At 36.7% G+C, this 16426-nt stretch carries 15 protein-coding genes; 10 read left to right on the top strand and 5 right to left on the bottom strand.

Going from position 1 to position 16426, the window contains the following annotated elements:
- The first annotated feature begins 56 nt into the window (after nucleotides 1-56).
- From AC5YGI_RS13740 to AC5YGI_RS13710, 7 genes are all read left to right on the top strand, one after another.
- Complete coding sequence (locus AC5YGI_RS13740) at nucleotides 57-2258, top strand: zinc-dependent metalloprotease (RefSeq protein WP_330746331.1); 2202 nt, start codon at nucleotides 57-59, stop codon at nucleotides 2256-2258.
- 440 nt (nucleotides 2259-2698) lie between these two features.
- The gene (locus AC5YGI_RS13735; RefSeq protein WP_496168670.1) at nucleotides 2699-3412 is read left to right on the top strand and encodes a hypothetical protein; all 714 of its coding nucleotides are present in this window, start codon (nucleotides 2699-2701) and stop codon (nucleotides 3410-3412) included.
- A 10-nt stretch (nucleotides 3413-3422) separates the two neighbouring features.
- Complete coding sequence (locus AC5YGI_RS13730; RefSeq protein WP_496168668.1) at nucleotides 3423-3842, top strand: hypothetical protein; 420 nt, start codon at nucleotides 3423-3425, stop codon at nucleotides 3840-3842.
- 231 nt (nucleotides 3843-4073) lie between these two features.
- Entirely contained in the window at nucleotides 4074-4541 is a 468-nt protein-coding gene (locus AC5YGI_RS13725; RefSeq protein ID WP_110008830.1) for a pyrophosphohydrolase domain-containing protein, read from the top strand.
- A 3-nt stretch (nucleotides 4542-4544) separates the two neighbouring features.
- Nucleotides 4545-5108: a TlpA family protein disulfide reductase gene (locus AC5YGI_RS13720; protein WP_227944271.1), complete on the top strand. Its 564-nt coding sequence runs from the start codon at nucleotides 4545-4547 to the stop codon at nucleotides 5106-5108.
- Between the two features lie 3 nt (nucleotides 5109-5111).
- Complete coding sequence (locus AC5YGI_RS13715; protein WP_110008828.1) at nucleotides 5112-5717, top strand: DUF4230 domain-containing protein; 606 nt, start codon at nucleotides 5112-5114, stop codon at nucleotides 5715-5717.
- A 72-nt stretch (nucleotides 5718-5789) separates the two neighbouring features.
- Nucleotides 5790-5975 carry a hypothetical protein gene (locus AC5YGI_RS13710; RefSeq protein ID WP_062669731.1) on the top strand — a complete coding sequence of 62 codons (186 nt, stop codon included), beginning with the start codon at nucleotides 5790-5792 and terminating at the stop codon, nucleotides 5973-5975.
- A gap of 98 nt (nucleotides 5976-6073) precedes the next feature.
- On the opposite strand, the gene leuB is transcribed toward AC5YGI_RS13710, so the two are convergent.
- From leuB to AC5YGI_RS13690, 4 genes are all read right to left on the bottom strand, one after another.
- Nucleotides 6074-7198: a 3-isopropylmalate dehydrogenase gene (leuB, locus tag AC5YGI_RS13705; RefSeq protein WP_110008826.1), complete on the bottom strand. Its 1125-nt coding sequence runs from the start codon at nucleotides 7196-7198 to the stop codon at nucleotides 6074-6076.
- Nucleotides 7179-7787, bottom strand: a complete 609-nt coding sequence (gene leuD, locus AC5YGI_RS13700) for a 3-isopropylmalate dehydratase small subunit (RefSeq protein WP_330746326.1) — start codon at nucleotides 7785-7787, stop codon at nucleotides 7179-7181. The genes leuB and leuD overlap by 20 nt, the downstream gene beginning before the upstream one ends.
- Before the next feature lie 201 nt (nucleotides 7788-7988).
- Complete coding sequence (gene leuC / locus AC5YGI_RS13695) at nucleotides 7989-9377, bottom strand: 3-isopropylmalate dehydratase large subunit (RefSeq protein ID WP_496168663.1); 1389 nt, start codon at nucleotides 9375-9377, stop codon at nucleotides 7989-7991.
- Between the two features lie 30 nt (nucleotides 9378-9407).
- Nucleotides 9408-10571 carry a 2-isopropylmalate synthase gene (locus tag AC5YGI_RS13690; RefSeq protein ID WP_110008824.1) on the bottom strand — a complete coding sequence of 388 codons (1164 nt, stop codon included), beginning with the start codon at nucleotides 10569-10571 and terminating at the stop codon, nucleotides 9408-9410.
- A 148-nt stretch (nucleotides 10572-10719) separates the two neighbouring features.
- Between AC5YGI_RS13690 and AC5YGI_RS13685 the strand changes: the two genes are divergently transcribed.
- Nucleotides 10720-12264 (top strand): hypothetical protein, encoded by a 1545-nt coding sequence (locus AC5YGI_RS13685; protein ID WP_330746324.1) that lies wholly within the window; start codon nucleotides 10720-10722, stop codon nucleotides 12262-12264.
- A 296-nt stretch (nucleotides 12265-12560) separates the two neighbouring features.
- Here the strand turns inward: AC5YGI_RS13685 and AC5YGI_RS13680 are convergent, their stop codons facing one another.
- Nucleotides 12561-13532, bottom strand: a complete 972-nt coding sequence (locus AC5YGI_RS13680) for a dipeptidase (RefSeq protein ID WP_496168660.1) — start codon at nucleotides 13530-13532, stop codon at nucleotides 12561-12563.
- Nucleotides 13533-13775: 243 nt separating this feature from the next.
- Between AC5YGI_RS13680 and thrS the strand changes: the two genes are divergently transcribed.
- Both thrS and infC read left to right on the top strand, forming a co-directional pair.
- Nucleotides 13776-15695: a threonine--tRNA ligase gene (gene thrS / locus AC5YGI_RS13675; protein WP_330746322.1), complete on the top strand. Its 1920-nt coding sequence runs from the start codon at nucleotides 13776-13778 to the stop codon at nucleotides 15693-15695.
- Between the two features lie 174 nt (nucleotides 15696-15869).
- Nucleotides 15870-16370 (top strand): translation initiation factor IF-3, encoded by a 501-nt coding sequence (gene infC / locus AC5YGI_RS13670; RefSeq protein WP_027372223.1) that lies wholly within the window; start codon nucleotides 15870-15872, stop codon nucleotides 16368-16370.
- The last annotated feature ends 56 nt before the right edge of the window (nucleotides 16371-16426 follow it).

Here is a 16426-nt window from a genome sequence, read left to right as displayed (position 1 = left end):
ATAAAGAATACATTTTCAGTAAGTTTTTTTACTATTTTTGCCGAAAATACATGTAAGTGAAAAAACAATTATTGATGACGGGAATGCTCGCATTATCGGGTATTTCTTTTGCACAGACCGATCGTTTATGGACTTCCAGCTCCATCAAAGTCTCCTCTCCCGTTTTTGAAGATCCGCAGCTTTTTCATCTGAATATAAGCGGATTAAAAAATGTATTGGCAAAGGCTCCGAAAAGAGTAACAGAGAAATCTGAAGTCATTATCTCTTTTCCCAATTCAACAGGAAAAATGGAGCATTTCAAAGTAACGGAAAATTCTAATTTTGAACCGGAACTTGCTTCTAAATATCCGGATATCAAATCTTATATCGGTAAAGGTGTCGAAGATCCTGCTTCAAAAGTTTATTTCAGCATTTCTCCTTTAGGATTATCTTCTATGGAAATCTACAGAGATCAATCTGCTGTTTTTATTCAGCCCTATACCAAAGATCTTTCCACTTATATTATTTATAAAAAATCTGACAGAAAAGACCATTTCAATAAACTCGAATGTACAGTTTCTGATGCTGCTCAAAAAGGTAATTTAAATGCCGTAACCCATAAAAATGCGGATGATGCTACATTAAGAACGTTCAGACTTGCACTTTCCTGCACAGGAGAATATACTTCTTATTTCGGAGGAACAAAAGCTCAGGCTTTAGCAGCCATGAATAATACCATGACCCGCGTGAATGGTATTTTTGAAAACGATTTCGCTGCAAGAATGGTCCTGATTGCCAATAATGATGATCTAATTTATACCAATGCTGCTACAGACCCTTATTCTTCCTCTTCACAAATGAAGAACTGGAATCTGGAGCTGATGAACAATCTGAGTTCTACTATCGGAAATAATAATTTTGACATAGGACACCTTTTTGGCAGAGACGGTGGCGGCGGCAATGCAGGATGTATAGGATGTATTTGTGATAACGACATGTCTACTTACCAAAGTCAGGGTATAACCTACCCAAGCAGCTATAAGGGAAGCGGATATACTTCTCCGGCAAACGGTAATCCTTCGGGAGACACTTTTGATATAGATTTTGTAGCTCATGAAATGGGACATCAGTTCGGCGGAAATCATACATCTTCTTATCGTGTTGAACCGGATTTAAAATCTGTAGAACCAGGTTCAGGATCTACCATTATGGGCTATGCCGGTGTCACCAGTTATGATGTTCAGAATAACTCTGATCCGTTTTTTCATGCCATAAGCATTGAACAGATCACCAATAATATCAAAGCAAAAACCTGTTCTGTGAATACCAGTACCGGTAACTCAATTCCTACAGCCAATGCAGGTCCTGATTATATTATTCCTAAAAGCACTCCTTTTATGCTTACCGGATCAGGAACTGATGCTGATGGAGACCAGCTTACCTATATCTGGGAAGAGATGGATAAAGGAACTTCTTCTGAAACAGGAGCTAATTCTGCAGCGCAGGAATCAAAAAACCCGGGACCTATATTCAGATCATGGACGCCTTCAGCTTCTCCGGTTAGATATTTTCCGACAATGTCTTCCATTCTGGCTGGTTCTCTCAAAACCGCCGGAACAGAAATAGATGTTGAGGCACTTCCTTCTGTAGCCAGAGCTTTAAATTTCAGACTTACCGTCCGTGATAATAAAGCCGGAGGCGGAGCCAATAATTCCAATGATACAAAACTCACTGTTGATCCGGCAGCCGGACCATTTATGATAACCTCACAAAACACAGCTGTTTCTTATGTAAAAGGAAGCTCACAAACGGTTACATGGGATGTAGCAGGCACTACAGCAAATGGTGTGAATACCGCCAATGTAGATATCCTCTGGTCAACAGATAACGGCAGCACATGGACGATACTTATGACCGGAACTCCTAATGACGGTTCGGAGAGTATTACAATTCCTGATACTTTAACCAACTCCGGAAGAATAATGATCAAAGGAAGCCATCATATTTTCTTTGATATCAATAATGCCAATATTTCTGTAAAAAATTCTAATGAAGATGCTGCTCCATCCTCTACAGAAATCAAACTGTATCCCAATCCTGTAAAAAATATTCTTACCCTTACCAATACCAGTAATGAGGAATATAAAATCTACGACATGTCCGGCAGGCTTGTAAGTGGAGGAAACCTGGAAAGCGGAACGGTTAATGTCAATAAACTAACCAATGGAACTTACATCATCCAAATCGCAGGATTTACAAAACAATTTATTAAAAAGTAGAAAAATAAAGTTCAAACAATAAGCTGCTCATTCGGGCAGCTTTTTTATTTAGTGAAATACAAAATATGATCTTAAATCTATTTATCATTAAAATTAATTTCAGAATAATAATTTATTTTAGATAAAACTACCAGCATTTAAGTTTTTTAATTTAAATTTATCGCATAACAATATTTCATTGTACCGTTTACCCAGATTGTATTTAAGGGAGCTCCAGATCGTTTTTGACATCTGATGCTATTGCTTCTTTTGAGTTTATTTTGGCATGAATTGGTAATTTACGGTCAAAAATCACATTAATCCAGATTCCGGTCCTTAAAATTTCTCCTATAGACCGGAAAACATCAGTATTTACTTAAAATCTTTATCAGGAAAGCGATGTTTCAAAAAGGTACCCTTCAAATACCTCTGTAATTTTAAAATAATTTAAAATTTTTTATATGAAACATTTATTTAAGTACCTCTTTTTTTTAGCCATTACTTCGTTCTCGATTGCCTGCAGCTCTGACGATGATGAAGTAATAGACATCAATCCGGATGTGACCACCGTATTCTACAAAAATGCAGATGAACTGGCAGTAACCTATGATCCCGGTAATTCGGTAAGTCAAGCCATAAAAAATCAAGCTTATGACCTATACAAAAGGGGAAAATGGAGTGAGCTGGAATCACTTTTTAAGGCTAATAATTTAAATGGAGGATGGCCGCCTGCCAACGGAGGTTATAATATTGTCGATGATGTTCCTTTACAGGTTGGGCAGAAGTTCGACAGATACAGCGGCGCAGTCGGCAGTTATAACGGAACCGGGGTTCCTACATTAGGGGGAAGCTTTACAAGCCCTATCATCAACGGATATGTTTATACTTTTACACAAAGAGCTCTAAATCAGCCTGAAGATAAATACGATTTTTATTATGAAATTGATGTACTGAACAACTCCATGCAGTTTAAAACCCAGACAGCAGACATTATTCCGTGGTTCAGCCAGGCAGGAAAAGGTAAACAAATGATGTGGAAAATTCCTATCGATATCAATACAGGTTACCAGAAAACATGGAATAAGCTGGCAGAAGAAGGTTATATTAAAATTACCATTAAGAGAAGCCCAAGCGGAAAATATCCTAACTTAGCAGGCACAGTTATTCAGCCATAAATTAGCTCAGATGTATTCATTATCAGAAAAAATAAACATTATTGGAAAAGCTTCTGTTGAAAAAAATGTCTTTATCAATGATGAAGTTCTCCCATCAGCAATCACCACTTTTACCTGCTCTCATTGCGGAAACAAAAATAGAATTGCAATAGCACCTTATGAATCAGGGTTTCCTGTTCTGCAGTTGTATCATGAAGATAAAGTAGTATCTAAAAATGAATTGCTAAACCACGGAATGGTCAACGGAACCTCTCAAAGAATGTTTCATTTCGGAGAATTGACAGTTAACGATCTGCCAACTTTATATTTTGGAATCGACTGTTCTTCCTGTCATTCCAGGTTTATCTGTCTATTCAGCTATGGAGAAAAGCAGCCGGGATTAATGATACTTACCATCTCCGGAGTCTGGAATTATGAAGAATTTAAATAATTGAGTAGAATTGAATCACTTCAAAATAAAACCACAATTTTTACAGTTGTGGTTTTTTAATTTTCATGGATAAAATTTCCCCATTGATAATACAGATTTTTGCAGTTTTTGGTTTAAAGATAGGATTGTATATTCAAAAACATTTTCCCAGACACTTTATTTTTACATTTCCTGCTGTACATTTCACATTTTGCAAATCCTTTTCTATCTTTGTGGGAAATAAAAAAATTCATGGATAAAATTGATAGTCTGAACCAAGTAGCAGAATTCCATACTACTTTCAAAGCCCCTATTTTAGATACCCCACAAATTCCTTCTCCGGAAAGATGCAACCTGAGAGTAGAGCTTTTACAGGAAGAATTAAACGAACTGAAACAAGCTATTGCTGACAATAATATTGTAGAAATTGCAGATGCATTGTGTGATCTTCAGTATGTTTTGAGTGGTGCGGTACTGGAATTCGGACTTGGCAACAAATTTGTAGAGCTATTCAACGAAGTTCAACGCTCCAATATGTCGAAAGCATGTGATAATGAAGAACAGGCAGAGGAAACTGTAGAATTTTACAAAGCGAAGGAAGTAGAATCTTTTTATGAAAAGTCCGGAGAAAAATTTAATGTTTACAGAAAGGCAGATCATAAAGTATTAAAAAACAAATACTACTCTCCTGCTGATTTAAAATCAATTATCGAAAAATAAAATATGAAAAAATTTATTACCAATATTGTTGCCTTTTCAACCTTGTTTCTGGCTTCACAGCAGCTTACTGCACAAAAAGTAGTGGTAAACCGTGAAGTTGAAACCCAGAATGACGGCAAAATGCTTTTGGGAAACCAGTTGAAAGAGCAGTTTTTAAAAGCTCCTTATGCAGATTGGTATGTGAAAGAACATGATGAGTATGTTCTTGATCAAAAGGCAGTCAGTGAATTAAAAAAAGAGAAAATCGGAACCTATGATATTATCGTTTTCATGGGAACCTGGTGTGAAGACAGCCACAGAGATTTTCCAAGACTGATGAAAATATTGGAAGCCGTAAGTTATCCGGAAAATAAATTGAATATTATTGCTGTTAACCGTAAGAAAGAATCTCCTACCGGGGATGAAAGTCTTTACAATCTTCAGAAAGTTCCTACCATTATCCTGAAAAGATATGGAAAAGAAGTGGGCAGAATTATCGAAATGCCTACGACAGGATATATTGAAAGGGATTTGGTTCAAATTCTGAAAAAGAACGATTCATCTGTTATTAAAGAAATTTTTAAATAGATTTTGAGAAATTATAGAACAATATTATCTTTTGCTGCGGGTGCCGGCGCAATGGTACTGCTCTTTTTTGGCCTGAAATCCTGCCTGAATCTTGGAAATAAAACTGAAAAGTCAGATTATTATATCCTGACCAATCAAATTTCCAAGATGAATAAGATGGTCGTGATGGAACAGAATACATCCAGCATGCAGAAGACCAAAATGGGTTATGAGGTTTTTGGAAAAGAAGTTTCCAGCAACAGTATTATTACCTACACAAAGACTAATGCACAGGTTTCTTATGATCTCAACAAAATGAAGATTGAAGTAGATTCCATCAACAAAAAGCTGGTGATTACCGAACTTCCTGATGCTGAAATCAGAATTACACCTAGCGTTGAAATTCAGTCTTTGGATGATTCTTTCTTTAACAGGATTTCGGAGAAGGACATTAAAAATGTTACTCAAAAAGCTAAGGAAACCGCAGAGAAATCAATTGATCAGAATCAACTGAGAAGTGAAGGCCGCAAACAGCTCATGGAAAACCTGAATAATATTTTTGTGCTGGCCAAGGCTTTGAATTATGAAATAGAAGACAAGACCGGAAAAATTGGTATTCTGGGGCTTTAAGTTAAAATATTTCTGTTTGGCAAACCCTTTGAATGATACTATCCATATTGTTTACATTTAAAATTCAAACTCATGGATACAAAAGGAAAAACCACCAGGAAAGAATCTGCCAATACCGCAGAAACCCAAAAGCAAAATCAGGATTTCCAGAATATTCCTGCCGCATCAAAAAAGACCAATCCGCCTGATATTGATAAAGAAGATGTTCAGAAGTCTTCTAAAAACAAATCAGGAAAAACGGATAACACAAAAAAATAAAAGAGCTTTTAAGGCTTTATTTAATAATGAAAAACGAAAAGTTCCGTCTCATAGGAGGCGGAACTTTTCTTTCTAACTATCTAACTGAACTTTTGTTTCTATACAATGGTCGATTTTCCGATCTTAATATTTTCAAAATTATAATAAGACTTTTCGGAATATCTGATATGGTCTGCAATAAAACTTCCCACTTCACTTGTGGAGTAATACTGTTTGCTATTAAGATCAATTGTGACATACTTATTCTCAATAGCATGTTCTACCGACTGTCTTAATTTTTCGGCTGCCGTCTTTAAACCAAGATGATCCAGCATCATCGCCACACTTAAAATAGAAGCAACAGGATTGGCAATTCCTTTTCCTTTCGCCTGCGGATAAGATCCGTGAATAGGCTCAAACAAAGCATTCTTCTCTCCTACTGAAGCAGATGGTAATAATCCGATAGAACCTCCGATCACACTTGCTTCATCGGAGATAATATCACCAAACATATTTTCCGTTACAATCACATCAAAATGCTTAGGATTAAGGATCAGCTGCATGGCTGCGTTGTCTACAAACATATAATCAAGCTCTACATCCGGATATTCCGGTGCAATTTCCTGGCACGTCTTTCTCCACAATCTTGACGTATCCAAAACGTTGGCTTTATCAATAAGCGTAAGCTTTTTCTTTCTTTTCTGTGCTTCCTGAAACGCCATATGCGCAATCGGAATAATATCTTCACGGCTGTATTTGCAGACATCATAAGCGTAAGCACCTTCCGGATCTGTAAATTTTTCACCGAAATAAATTCCGCTTACCAGTTCTCTGAAAATCTGAATGTCAGCGCCTTCAATAATTTCTCTTTTCAATGGGCTTTTATCAATAAGAGAGGCATAGGTTTTTAAAGGACGGATATTGGCAAATAGTCCCAACTCTTTACGAAGTTTCAATAATCCCTGTTCCGGTCTCACTTTCGCTTCCGGATTATTATCAAAAACCGGATCTCCAATAGCCCCGAAAAGCACAGCATCAGACTCTTTGCAGATTTTCAGCGTTTCTTCGGGCAAAGGATTTCCTGTTTTAAAAATAGCCTCCGCACCGATTAATCCATATTCAAAATGGAATTTACATTGAAAAGCTTCAGCAATAGCATCTAATATTTTAATGCTTTCACCGATGATTTCCGGGCCAATCCCATCTCCGGGAAGAACCGCAATTTTAAAATAATTGTCGCTCATTTGCTTTTTGTGTTTTTAATTCAAATTCTGTGATCGTCTGCTTTCTGCTGATTAAAAAATCAATATCATCATAACCGTTTAGCAGGCATATTTTCTTGTAAGAATCAATTTCAAAGGTTTCTGTGGTGTCTTTAAAGCTGATGGACTGTAATTCCACGTCAATGGCAATTTCATTATCAGGATTTTCATTGATACCTTCTAAGATTTCTTTTAAAAATTCTTCGGAAACTTTTACAGGAAGAAGCCCGTTATTCAAAGCATTTCCTTTAAAGATATCCGCGAAATAACTTGAAACAATGACCTTGAATCCATAATCCGTTAAGGACCAGGCTGCATGCTCACGACTGCTTCCACAGCCGAAATTATTTCCTGCAACAAGAATCTCACCACCGAATTTGGGATTGTTTAAAACAAAGTCCGGATTAGGTTCTCCTGTATGAATATTGAATCTCCAGTCTCTGAACAGATTCTCTCCAAAGCCTTTTCTGTCTATACTTTTAAGGAATCTAGCCGGAATAATCTGGTCTGTATCTATATTTTCTGCCGGCAATGGAACTGCGCGGGATTTTAAAACAACTAATTTTTGCATTTATTCTATATTGTTTAGACTTGGAACCACAAAAGGCACAAAAGTTTTCTTTTTTACTTTTCAATTTACTTAACTGAAGTTTACATAAGAATGAAAATCAAAGATTTTCAAAAAGCTTAAGTGTTCTTTTTCTACAAGCAAATGAAACCATCTTCTTACTTAAGTGTTATCATCTTTTGTGTCTTTGTGGTTAAATTCTTTTTAGTTTAAACTTTCAAAAGCTGAAATTTTACCCTCTATGGCTGCTTTTGCTGCAGTAAGCGGGCTGGCAAGAATTGTCCTTGAGCCTTGTCCCTGTCTGCCTTCAAAGTTTCTGTTGGAAGTGGAAACACAATATTCTCCTTCCGGGATTTTATCGTCATTCATTGCCAGACATGCCGAACACCCCGGCTGACGAATCTGAAATCCTGCATCACTGAATATTTTATCCAAACCTTCCTCATAAATCTGTTTAACCACCTGTTGAGATCCGGGAACAATCAGTGCTTTTACAGCCTCAGATTTGCTTTTCCCTTTAATATACTGGGCTGCAGAACGGAAATCTTCTATTCTAGCATTGGTACAGCTTCCTATGAAGACATAATTAACCTTGATACTGTTAACTGCCTGTCCGGCTTCCAGTCCCATATATTGTAAAGCTTTCTCTTCAGATTCATTTTGCGGTGCCGGAATAACTTCACGGATTGAAATCCCCATTCCCGGATTAGTACCGTAGGTAATCATAGGATAAATATCTGCAGCATCAAAACTGAGTTCCTGATCAAAAACAGCGCCTTCATCTGTTTTCAGAGTTCTCCAATAGGCTACTTTTTCATCCCAGTCTTCTCCTTCCGGAGCAAATTTTCTTCCCTGTACGTATTCAAAAGTGGTTTCATCCGGAGCAATCATTCCGCCTCTCGCGCCCATTTCAATACTCATATTGCAGACCGTCATTCTTCCTTCCATTGACATTTCCTCGAATACACTACCTGCATATTCACAAAAATATCCTGTTCCTCCGTCTGTTCCTATTTTTGAAATGATATAAAGAATAACATCTTTAGGCTGAACATTTTCGTTTAATTTGCCATTGACGGTAATTCTCATTGATTTTGGCTTGTTCAGCAATAAACATTGGCTGGCAAATACCTGAGCTACCTGGCTGGTACCAATCCCAAAGGCAATTGATCCAAATGCCCCATGGGTAGAGGTATGGCTGTCACCACACACAATACTCATTCCCGGCTGGGTAATCCCTAATTCCGGAGCGATGATATGAACAATTCCCTGATATGGGTGTCCCAATCCGAAAAGTTCAATATTATTTTTTTTACAGTTTTCTGTAAGCTGTTCTACCTGATTTCTTGAAAGATCATCTTTAATAGGCTGATCCTGATGTAGTGTAGGTACATTGTGATCCGCGGTAGCTACAATCTGTTCCGGTCTGAAGATTTCCAGATTTCTGGATTCAAGTTCTGCGAAGGCCTGAGGGCTGGTTACCTCATGAATAAGATGTTTGTCAATATAAATGATCTGAGGTCCGTCAGGAATGGTTTCTACCACATGGGCGTCCCATACTTTATCAAAAAGTGTCTTTTTACTGTTGTTCATTTTTTACTTTATCTTGATTTTAAATCAAACCTATCCTATTTTTCTGGCGAAAGAATCCATCATAACACTCAGATCATCGTTGTCTATTTCTTTTTTAAGATCAGCGATTTTCAAAAACTCCTGATATAGATAATCAAGTTCATTTTTGGTCACCTCATAACCGATATGTTTGAAACGGTAAGCCAATGCTGAGCGTCCGCTTCTGGCAGTAAGAATGATTGAAGAGGCATTCACACCTACTTCTGCAGGATCTATGATTTCGTACGTTTCCCTGTTTTTAATCACTCCGTCCTGATGAATTCCTGAGCTGTGAGCAAAAGCATTAGCTCCTACAATAGCTTTGTTGGGCTGTACAGACATTCCCATCAGATCAGAAACCATGGCACTCATTTCATTCAGCATTCTGGAATTCACATCGGTATGCAGATTCAGATTTTTATGCTGTTTTAAAATCATGACGACTTCTTCCAGTGCTGTATTTCCAGCTCTTTCTCCCAATCCGTTGATCGTACATTCAATCTGGCGGGCTCCATTAATTGCTCCGGCAATAGAATTGGCAGTAGCCAGTCCCAGGTCGTTATGGCAATGACATGAAAGCACTGCTTTTTCAATTCCCTTTACATTCTCTTTCAGATATTTTATTTTCTGACCATACTCTTCCGGCAGGCAATATCCTGTGGTGTCAGGAATATTCAGAACAGTTGCTCCTGCTTTGATCACTGCTTCACATACTCTTGCCAGATACTCATTATCCGTTCTTCCGGCATCTTCAGCATAAAATTCAACATCTTCAACATATGTTTTCGCATATTTTACTGCTTCTGCTGCTCTTTCAATAATATCTTCTCTTGTTGAGTTGAATTTGTATTTAATATGAGAATCCGAAGTTCCGATTCCTGTGTGGATTCTCGGTTTCTTTGCCAATTTCAGCGCTTCTGCTGCTACATCAATATCTTTTTTGTTCGCTCTTGTGAGTCCGCATACCTTCGCATTTTTCACCAGTTTTGAAATTTCTGAAACCGATTCAAAATCGCCGGGGCTGGAAATCGGGAATCCTGCCTCGATAATATCAATCCCTAATTCATCAAGCCTTTCAGCAATAACCAGTTTTTGTTCCGTATTCAGTTTGCATCCCGGAACCTGCTCCCCATCTCTCAGTGTCGTATCAAAAATTTCGATTTTTTCGGAATTCATAAGTGAAGTTTTTTACTTAATTTTGGATCAAAACTACAGCTTGCGATATTTTTCCATTTTCACTTTTTCTGAAAATTACAATACTCAACAGCTTAGAAAACAATTGTATTTATTTATTAATCAATAATTTAATTCCTCAAAATTTACAATGGCAGAATTGCAGAAAGATTTTTTGTTTGTATTGGTAAAGTCATTGACGACCTCTGAAAAAAGACAGTTTAAGCTCTACGTAAACCGCCTCGGAATTAACGTAGACGCCAAATTTCTATTGTTATTTTCTGAGATGGACAAGATGAAAGAATATGACGAAAGTATTATTATTGAGAAAAAAATATCTACAAAACAACAGCTTTCTAATCTTAAAGCCCATCTTTACAAACAGATTCTTGTAAGCCTTCGAATGAACCCTAGTCATCAGAACTACAGAATCCAGCTTCGTGAACAGTTGGATTTCGCCAATATTCTGTATCAGAAAGGACTTTACAAGCAGGCTTTAAAAATATTGGATAAAACCAAACAGACGGCACTGGAACTGGATGAAAAAAGTATTGCTTCGGAGATTATCGACCTTGAAAAAGTAATTGAATCACAGTTTATTACACGAAGTATCGAAGGCCGTGCCGAAGAGCTTATCAAACAATCGCAGGAGATCAGTAAACAGAACCGTTATACCACAAAATTGTCTAATCTTTCTTTGAAATTATACAGTGAAATGCTGACCCATGGTTATGTAAAAAACGATGCAGACCGGCAGGAAGTTATGGATATTTTTAACGCAGAGATTAAAAGTATCAACCCTGAAAAACTGAATTTTACAGAGAAATTATGGTATTATAAAGCCCATGTCTGGAAAAACCAGCTTTTACAGGACTATAAATATACCTTGAAATATGCTTATCAGTGGGTAGATCTTTTTCATAAGAAGCCTGAAATGATCTACAGCCACCCGGTTTGGTATATCAAAGGGAATACGTATCTGCTGAAAATCCTCTTTTTATATGGAAATATTGATATTCTGGAGGAACATTTCCAGAACTTCAATACAATGGTACATGCCGAGAATTTTGTTCAGAATGAGAACCTGCAGTCCCTTATTTTCCTTACCCACTACAATACGCTGATGAATATTCACTTTGTAAAAGGTGAATTTTTTACAGGAACCAAGCTTATTCCTGAGGTAGAATTAAAAATGGAAAAACTCAGAGAAAGGATCGATGAGCACCATTTTATGATTCTCTACCTTAAAATGGCAGCTATGTTCTTTGGCAGTAAAATGTTTGAAAAATCGATTGAATATTCTATGAGAGTCATAGAATCCAAAGGAAATGTTCAGGAAGATCTGTTGTTCCATACCCGGATTCTGATCTTAATGGCTAAATATGAATCAGGGAATGATGAAGATTATGATGAGTTTACAGCGTCAACTTTAAAGTTTGCAAAGAAAATGAAAAAGCCGGAAGAGTTCCATTTCGAGAGTATTCAGTTTTTCAAGAATCTTAATAATCAGGTGCCGGATCAGCGACAGAAAGCATTTGAAAATTTTGATAAAAAACTGGAAGAGTATGCCGGCAATGAATATTACCGCCGATCATTATTCTATATCGATATTCATGGATGGATTAAATCAAAAGTTCAGAATGTGGACGTAATTGAGATTATCAAGCAGAAAGTAAGGTATAAAAGAAAACATTAAATAATAATATATAAAAATGTATTTTTCAATAATTTACAATGTTTTATTTCATGTAAAATAAAACATCAAAAAACATTTTTAATATAATCTTTTATAGATTTAGGTATTAACAGGTCGCTCCTCCGGAGCTCTGATTTTAAAACCAAATAATTTCTATTAACAGTTAGCTCCTATCGGAGCTGCTTATGATCCCATCGGGATCTTCTGTTAGTAGAAAATGATGAAGTCCCGTAAAAATAAAGCTCCGGAGGAGCGACCTGTTCATTATGCTGTGATGTAATCGGACGATGATTTTATTAATACATCTTCTTTATAAAATTCAATGCATTTCTATGACTGATTTTTTCAACCAGTTCTGATGAAAATCGTTCTTCAATTTCTTTATTGATGGCAGGATATCCGGAGGCATTGGAATGCTCGGGGAAGAAAAAAGGATGACGGGATTTGTCCGGATGATCTTTCCAGTAGAAATAATCTGCTCCATATGCAATGTTGTCTTCTCCTCCAAGATCTAAACCATACTGAATATGTTCATAGAGTCTTTCAGGATGATCAATATCCACATAATCTTTGATAAAATTCAGACCAATTAAGCCTTTTCTGTTGATGACTTCCTTTGCCAGTTCATCAGGAAGGTTTCTATTGTTTTTATAAACAGACCTGTAGTTGGAATGGCTCGCCAGAATAGGAATTGAATAGTTTCTCTGATCGATATAAGTAAAAATATCATGGGCCAGTTGATCACTTGTATGGGCTAAATCAATAGCAATTTTACGGTCAGCGATATAGTCAATCAGAACTTTTCCATCGTCCTTTAAGCCGGCGGTAGCATTATTTCCACCTCCAAAACGATTTTCCAGATGATGGGTAATTCCGATATACAAAACTTTCTGTGTATTTTCAATAATGGTTTCCAGGTTTTTGAAGCCGGATTCCAGACTTTGGTCTTCATCGCAGAAAGCAGATGCATTCTCTATAGACGCAATAACTCCTACCCGATTTTTATTCTCCAAATCATTCTGATTGTCATTGTTAAAAAGGAAAAAACTCTCATTTTTAATCAATTTTGAGAATAATTTGCTTTGTTCCCAACCATGAACTGTGCTATTCGCTCCTGTTCCTGCATATATAGCCATCACCTGAAGTTTTACATTTCCTTCCTGTAGATAAGGCAGTGAACAGCCAATTTCTTTGTTATCGACAGCTGCATCGGATCTTAGCAGATAATATAATAAATCGCAGTGGAGATCGACATTTATAGGATTCATGTTAATTTGTAATTTGTTTATTTTTAATGACTTACAAAAAGAATAAGGATTTTAATATTGCCATTATCATTAATAAAAAATTAAAGGCATTTTTCTATGAAAAACGAAATATGGAATTCAGTGAGACTAAAACCATCTGCATCTTTTACATTTTTAATATTAATTCTCATTCTAAATATATGCTAATATAGTATTTTATCTAAAAATTCCGTATTTTTGCATCTTAAAATTTCTTAGTAAACAATGATAAAAATTACACTTCCAGACAATAGTGTCAAAGAATTCGAGGGAGCAGTGACTCCCCTTGATGTGGCAAAATCTATAAGCGAGGGATTGGCTAGAAACACCATTTCCGCAATTGTTAATGACAAACAAGTAGAAACGACCACACCTATAACCACGGATTCTACGGTACAGCTTTTGACCTGGAATGATGATCTTGGAAAGAAGGCTTTCTGGCACTCTTCTGCCCACCTTCTGGCGCAGGCAATCCTTGAGTTTTATCCTGATGCTAAGTTGACCATCGGTCCTGCTATCGAAAGTGGATTCTACTATGATGTAGATTTCGGGGATGAAAGTCTATCTGAAAAAGATTTTGAGAAGATTGAGAAAAAGATCCTGGAAAATGCGAAGAAAGGTTCTACCTTCTCTTTATATCCGGTTTCTAAAGAAGAAGCTTTGAAGACGTATGCAGATAACCCTTACAAAGTAGAATTGATCTCTAATCTTAATGATGGAGAAATCACTTTTGTAACGCACGATAACTTCACAGATTTATGTCGTGGTGGTCATATCCCGAATACAGGAATCGTAAAAGCGGTTAAAATATTAAATGCAGCAGGAGCTTACTGGAGAGGGAATGAAAAGAACCCACAATTAACAAGAGTATATGGTATTTCTTTCCCTAAACAGAAAGATCTTACAGAATATCTTGAAAGATTGGAAGAGGCCAAAAGAAGAGATCACAGAAAATTAGGTAAAGAACTTGGAATCTTCGCATTCTCTGAAAAAGTGGGTGCAGGTTTACCACTTTGGCTGCCAAAAGGTACTGCTTTAAGAAGAAAACTGGAAAACTTCCTTTCTGATGCTCAGAAAAAAGGAGGTTATGAATTCGTAATGTCTCCACACATCGGAGCAAAAGAATTATATGTAACTTCAGGACACTGGGACAAATATGGGGAAGACAGCTTCCAGCCGATTAAAACTCCGAACGAAGGAGAAGAATTCCTGTTGAAGCCGATGAACTGTCCTCACCACTGTGAAATTTACAAAACTTCACAATGGAGCTACAGAGATTTGCCAAAAAGATATGCAGAATTCGGTACGGTATACAGATATGAGCAAAGTGGAGAGCTTCACGGTTTAACGAGAGTTCGTGGATTTACTCAGGATGATGCTCACCTTTTCTGTACTCCGGATCAGCTTTCTGAAGAATTTGAAAAAGTAATTGACTTAACGCTTTATGTGTTCAAATCTTTAGGTTTTGAAGATTTTGTGACTCAGGTTTCATTAAGAGATCCTGAAAACAAACAAAAGTATATCGGTTCTGATGAAAACTGGGAGAAAGCAGAAAGTGCGATCATCAATGCAGCTCAAAAGAAAGGTTTAAAAACAGTAGTAGAATACGGCGAAGCGGCATTCTACGGTCCTAAGCTTGACTTCATGGTGAAAGATGCTTTAGGAAGAAAATGGCAGTTAGGAACAATCCAGGTAGATTATAACTTACCGGAAAGATTTGATCTTCACTATATCGGAAATGATAATGAAAAACACAGACCGGTGATGATCCACAGAGCACCTTTTGGTTCTATGGAGCGTTTTATCGCTATTCTGCTGGAAAACACTGCAGGTGATTTCCCGTTATGGCTGAGCCCGGATCAGTTTATTATTCTACCAATCAGTGAAAAATATGTAGATTATTCAAAAAAAGTTTCACAATTTTTGGAAAATCACGATATTAGCGGTCAGATTGATGAAAGAAACGAGAAGACAGGTAAAAAGATCCGTGATGCTGAATTGAAGAAAATCCCTTTCATGCTTGTTGTAGGAGAAAATGAAGAGAAAGAAGGCACGATTTCTGTAAGAAGACGTGGAGAAGGTGATCTTGGAGCGATGAAGCTGGAGGATTTCGTTGCTTACTTCAAAAAAGAAGCAACAATCTAAATTTTAAATTAAAAGATTGAAGGATTCAAAAATTTAAATAATTAATTGGAATCTTTCAATTTTAAATATTTAAATCAATTAAATTAAGTAATTAACCAATAAAATTATAATACAATAGCACAAAGATTTAACAACAGGGGCCCACAGAGACGTCCGGTACAAGAGGACGCTCACTTGATCAACGATAAAATTCGTGTGAGAGAGCTTCGTTTAGTGGGCGATAACGTAGAGCCAGGAATTTATCCAATTGACAAAGCAAGACAAATTGCTGCGGAACAGGAATTGGATTTAGTAGTAATTTCTGACAAGGCAGAACCATTTATTGCAAGAGTATTGGAATATAAGAAATTCTTATACGAGCAAAAGAAAAAACAGAAGGAACTTAAAGCCAAGCAGGTAAAAGTGGTCGTAAAAGAGATCCGTTTCGGACCTCAGACTGATGATCACGATTACGAATTCAAAAAGAAGCATGCTGAAAAATTCCTTGAAGAAGGTTCTAAATTAAAAACCTACGTATTTTTTAAAGGACGTTCGATTATCTTTAAGGACCAGGGAGAAATTTTGCTTTTAAAACTTGCTCAGGAACTGGAGCATGTGGGTAAAGTAGACCAGCTTCCTAAACTTGAAGGAAAAAGAATGATTATGATGATGAGTCCTAAAAAACCAGCAAAATAATTAAGTCATTATTTTATATAAAGAAACCTCAAAGTAATTTGAGGTTTTTTTATGCT

It is taken from the genome of Chryseobacterium sp. CS3K3.1 (assembly GCF_059515165.1).
This window is presented reverse-complemented; position numbering and strand designations above follow the sequence as displayed.

What these genes read in the sequence shown, in the direction of transcription:
- AC5YGI_RS13680 (WP_496168660.1), bottom strand. Translation starts at nt 13,532, where the DNA reads ATGAATCCTATAAATGTCGATCTCCACTGCGATTTATTATATTATCTG.
- AC5YGI_RS13685 (WP_330746324.1), top strand. Translation starts at nt 10,720, where the DNA reads ATGGCAGAATTGCAGAAAGATTTTTTGTTTGTATTGGTAAAGTCATTG.
- leuB (WP_110008826.1), bottom strand. Translation starts at nt 7,198, where the DNA reads ATGAGCGACAATTATTTTAAAATTGCGGTTCTTCCCGGAGATGGGATT.
- AC5YGI_RS13735 (WP_496168670.1), top strand. Translation starts at nt 2,699, where the DNA reads ATGAAACATTTATTTAAGTACCTCTTTTTTTTAGCCATTACTTCGTTC.
- leuD (WP_330746326.1), bottom strand. Translation starts at nt 7,787, where the DNA reads ATGCAAAAATTAGTTGTTTTAAAATCCCGCGCAGTTCCATTGCCGGCA.
- AC5YGI_RS13710 (WP_062669731.1), top strand. Translation starts at nt 5,790, where the DNA reads ATGGATACAAAAGGAAAAACCACCAGGAAAGAATCTGCCAATACCGCA.
- AC5YGI_RS13720 (WP_227944271.1), top strand. Translation starts at nt 4,545, where the DNA reads ATGAAAAAATTTATTACCAATATTGTTGCCTTTTCAACCTTGTTTCTG.
- AC5YGI_RS13730 (WP_496168668.1), top strand. Translation starts at nt 3,423, where the DNA reads ATGTATTCATTATCAGAAAAAATAAACATTATTGGAAAAGCTTCTGTT.
- AC5YGI_RS13690 (WP_110008824.1), bottom strand. Translation starts at nt 10,571, where the DNA reads ATGAATTCCGAAAAAATCGAAATTTTTGATACGACACTGAGAGATGGG.
- AC5YGI_RS13725 (WP_110008830.1), top strand. Translation starts at nt 4,074, where the DNA reads ATGGATAAAATTGATAGTCTGAACCAAGTAGCAGAATTCCATACTACT.
- thrS (WP_330746322.1), top strand. Translation starts at nt 13,776, where the DNA reads ATGATAAAAATTACACTTCCAGACAATAGTGTCAAAGAATTCGAGGGA.
- leuC (WP_496168663.1), bottom strand. Translation starts at nt 9,377, where the DNA reads ATGAACAACAGTAAAAAGACACTTTTTGATAAAGTATGGGACGCCCAT.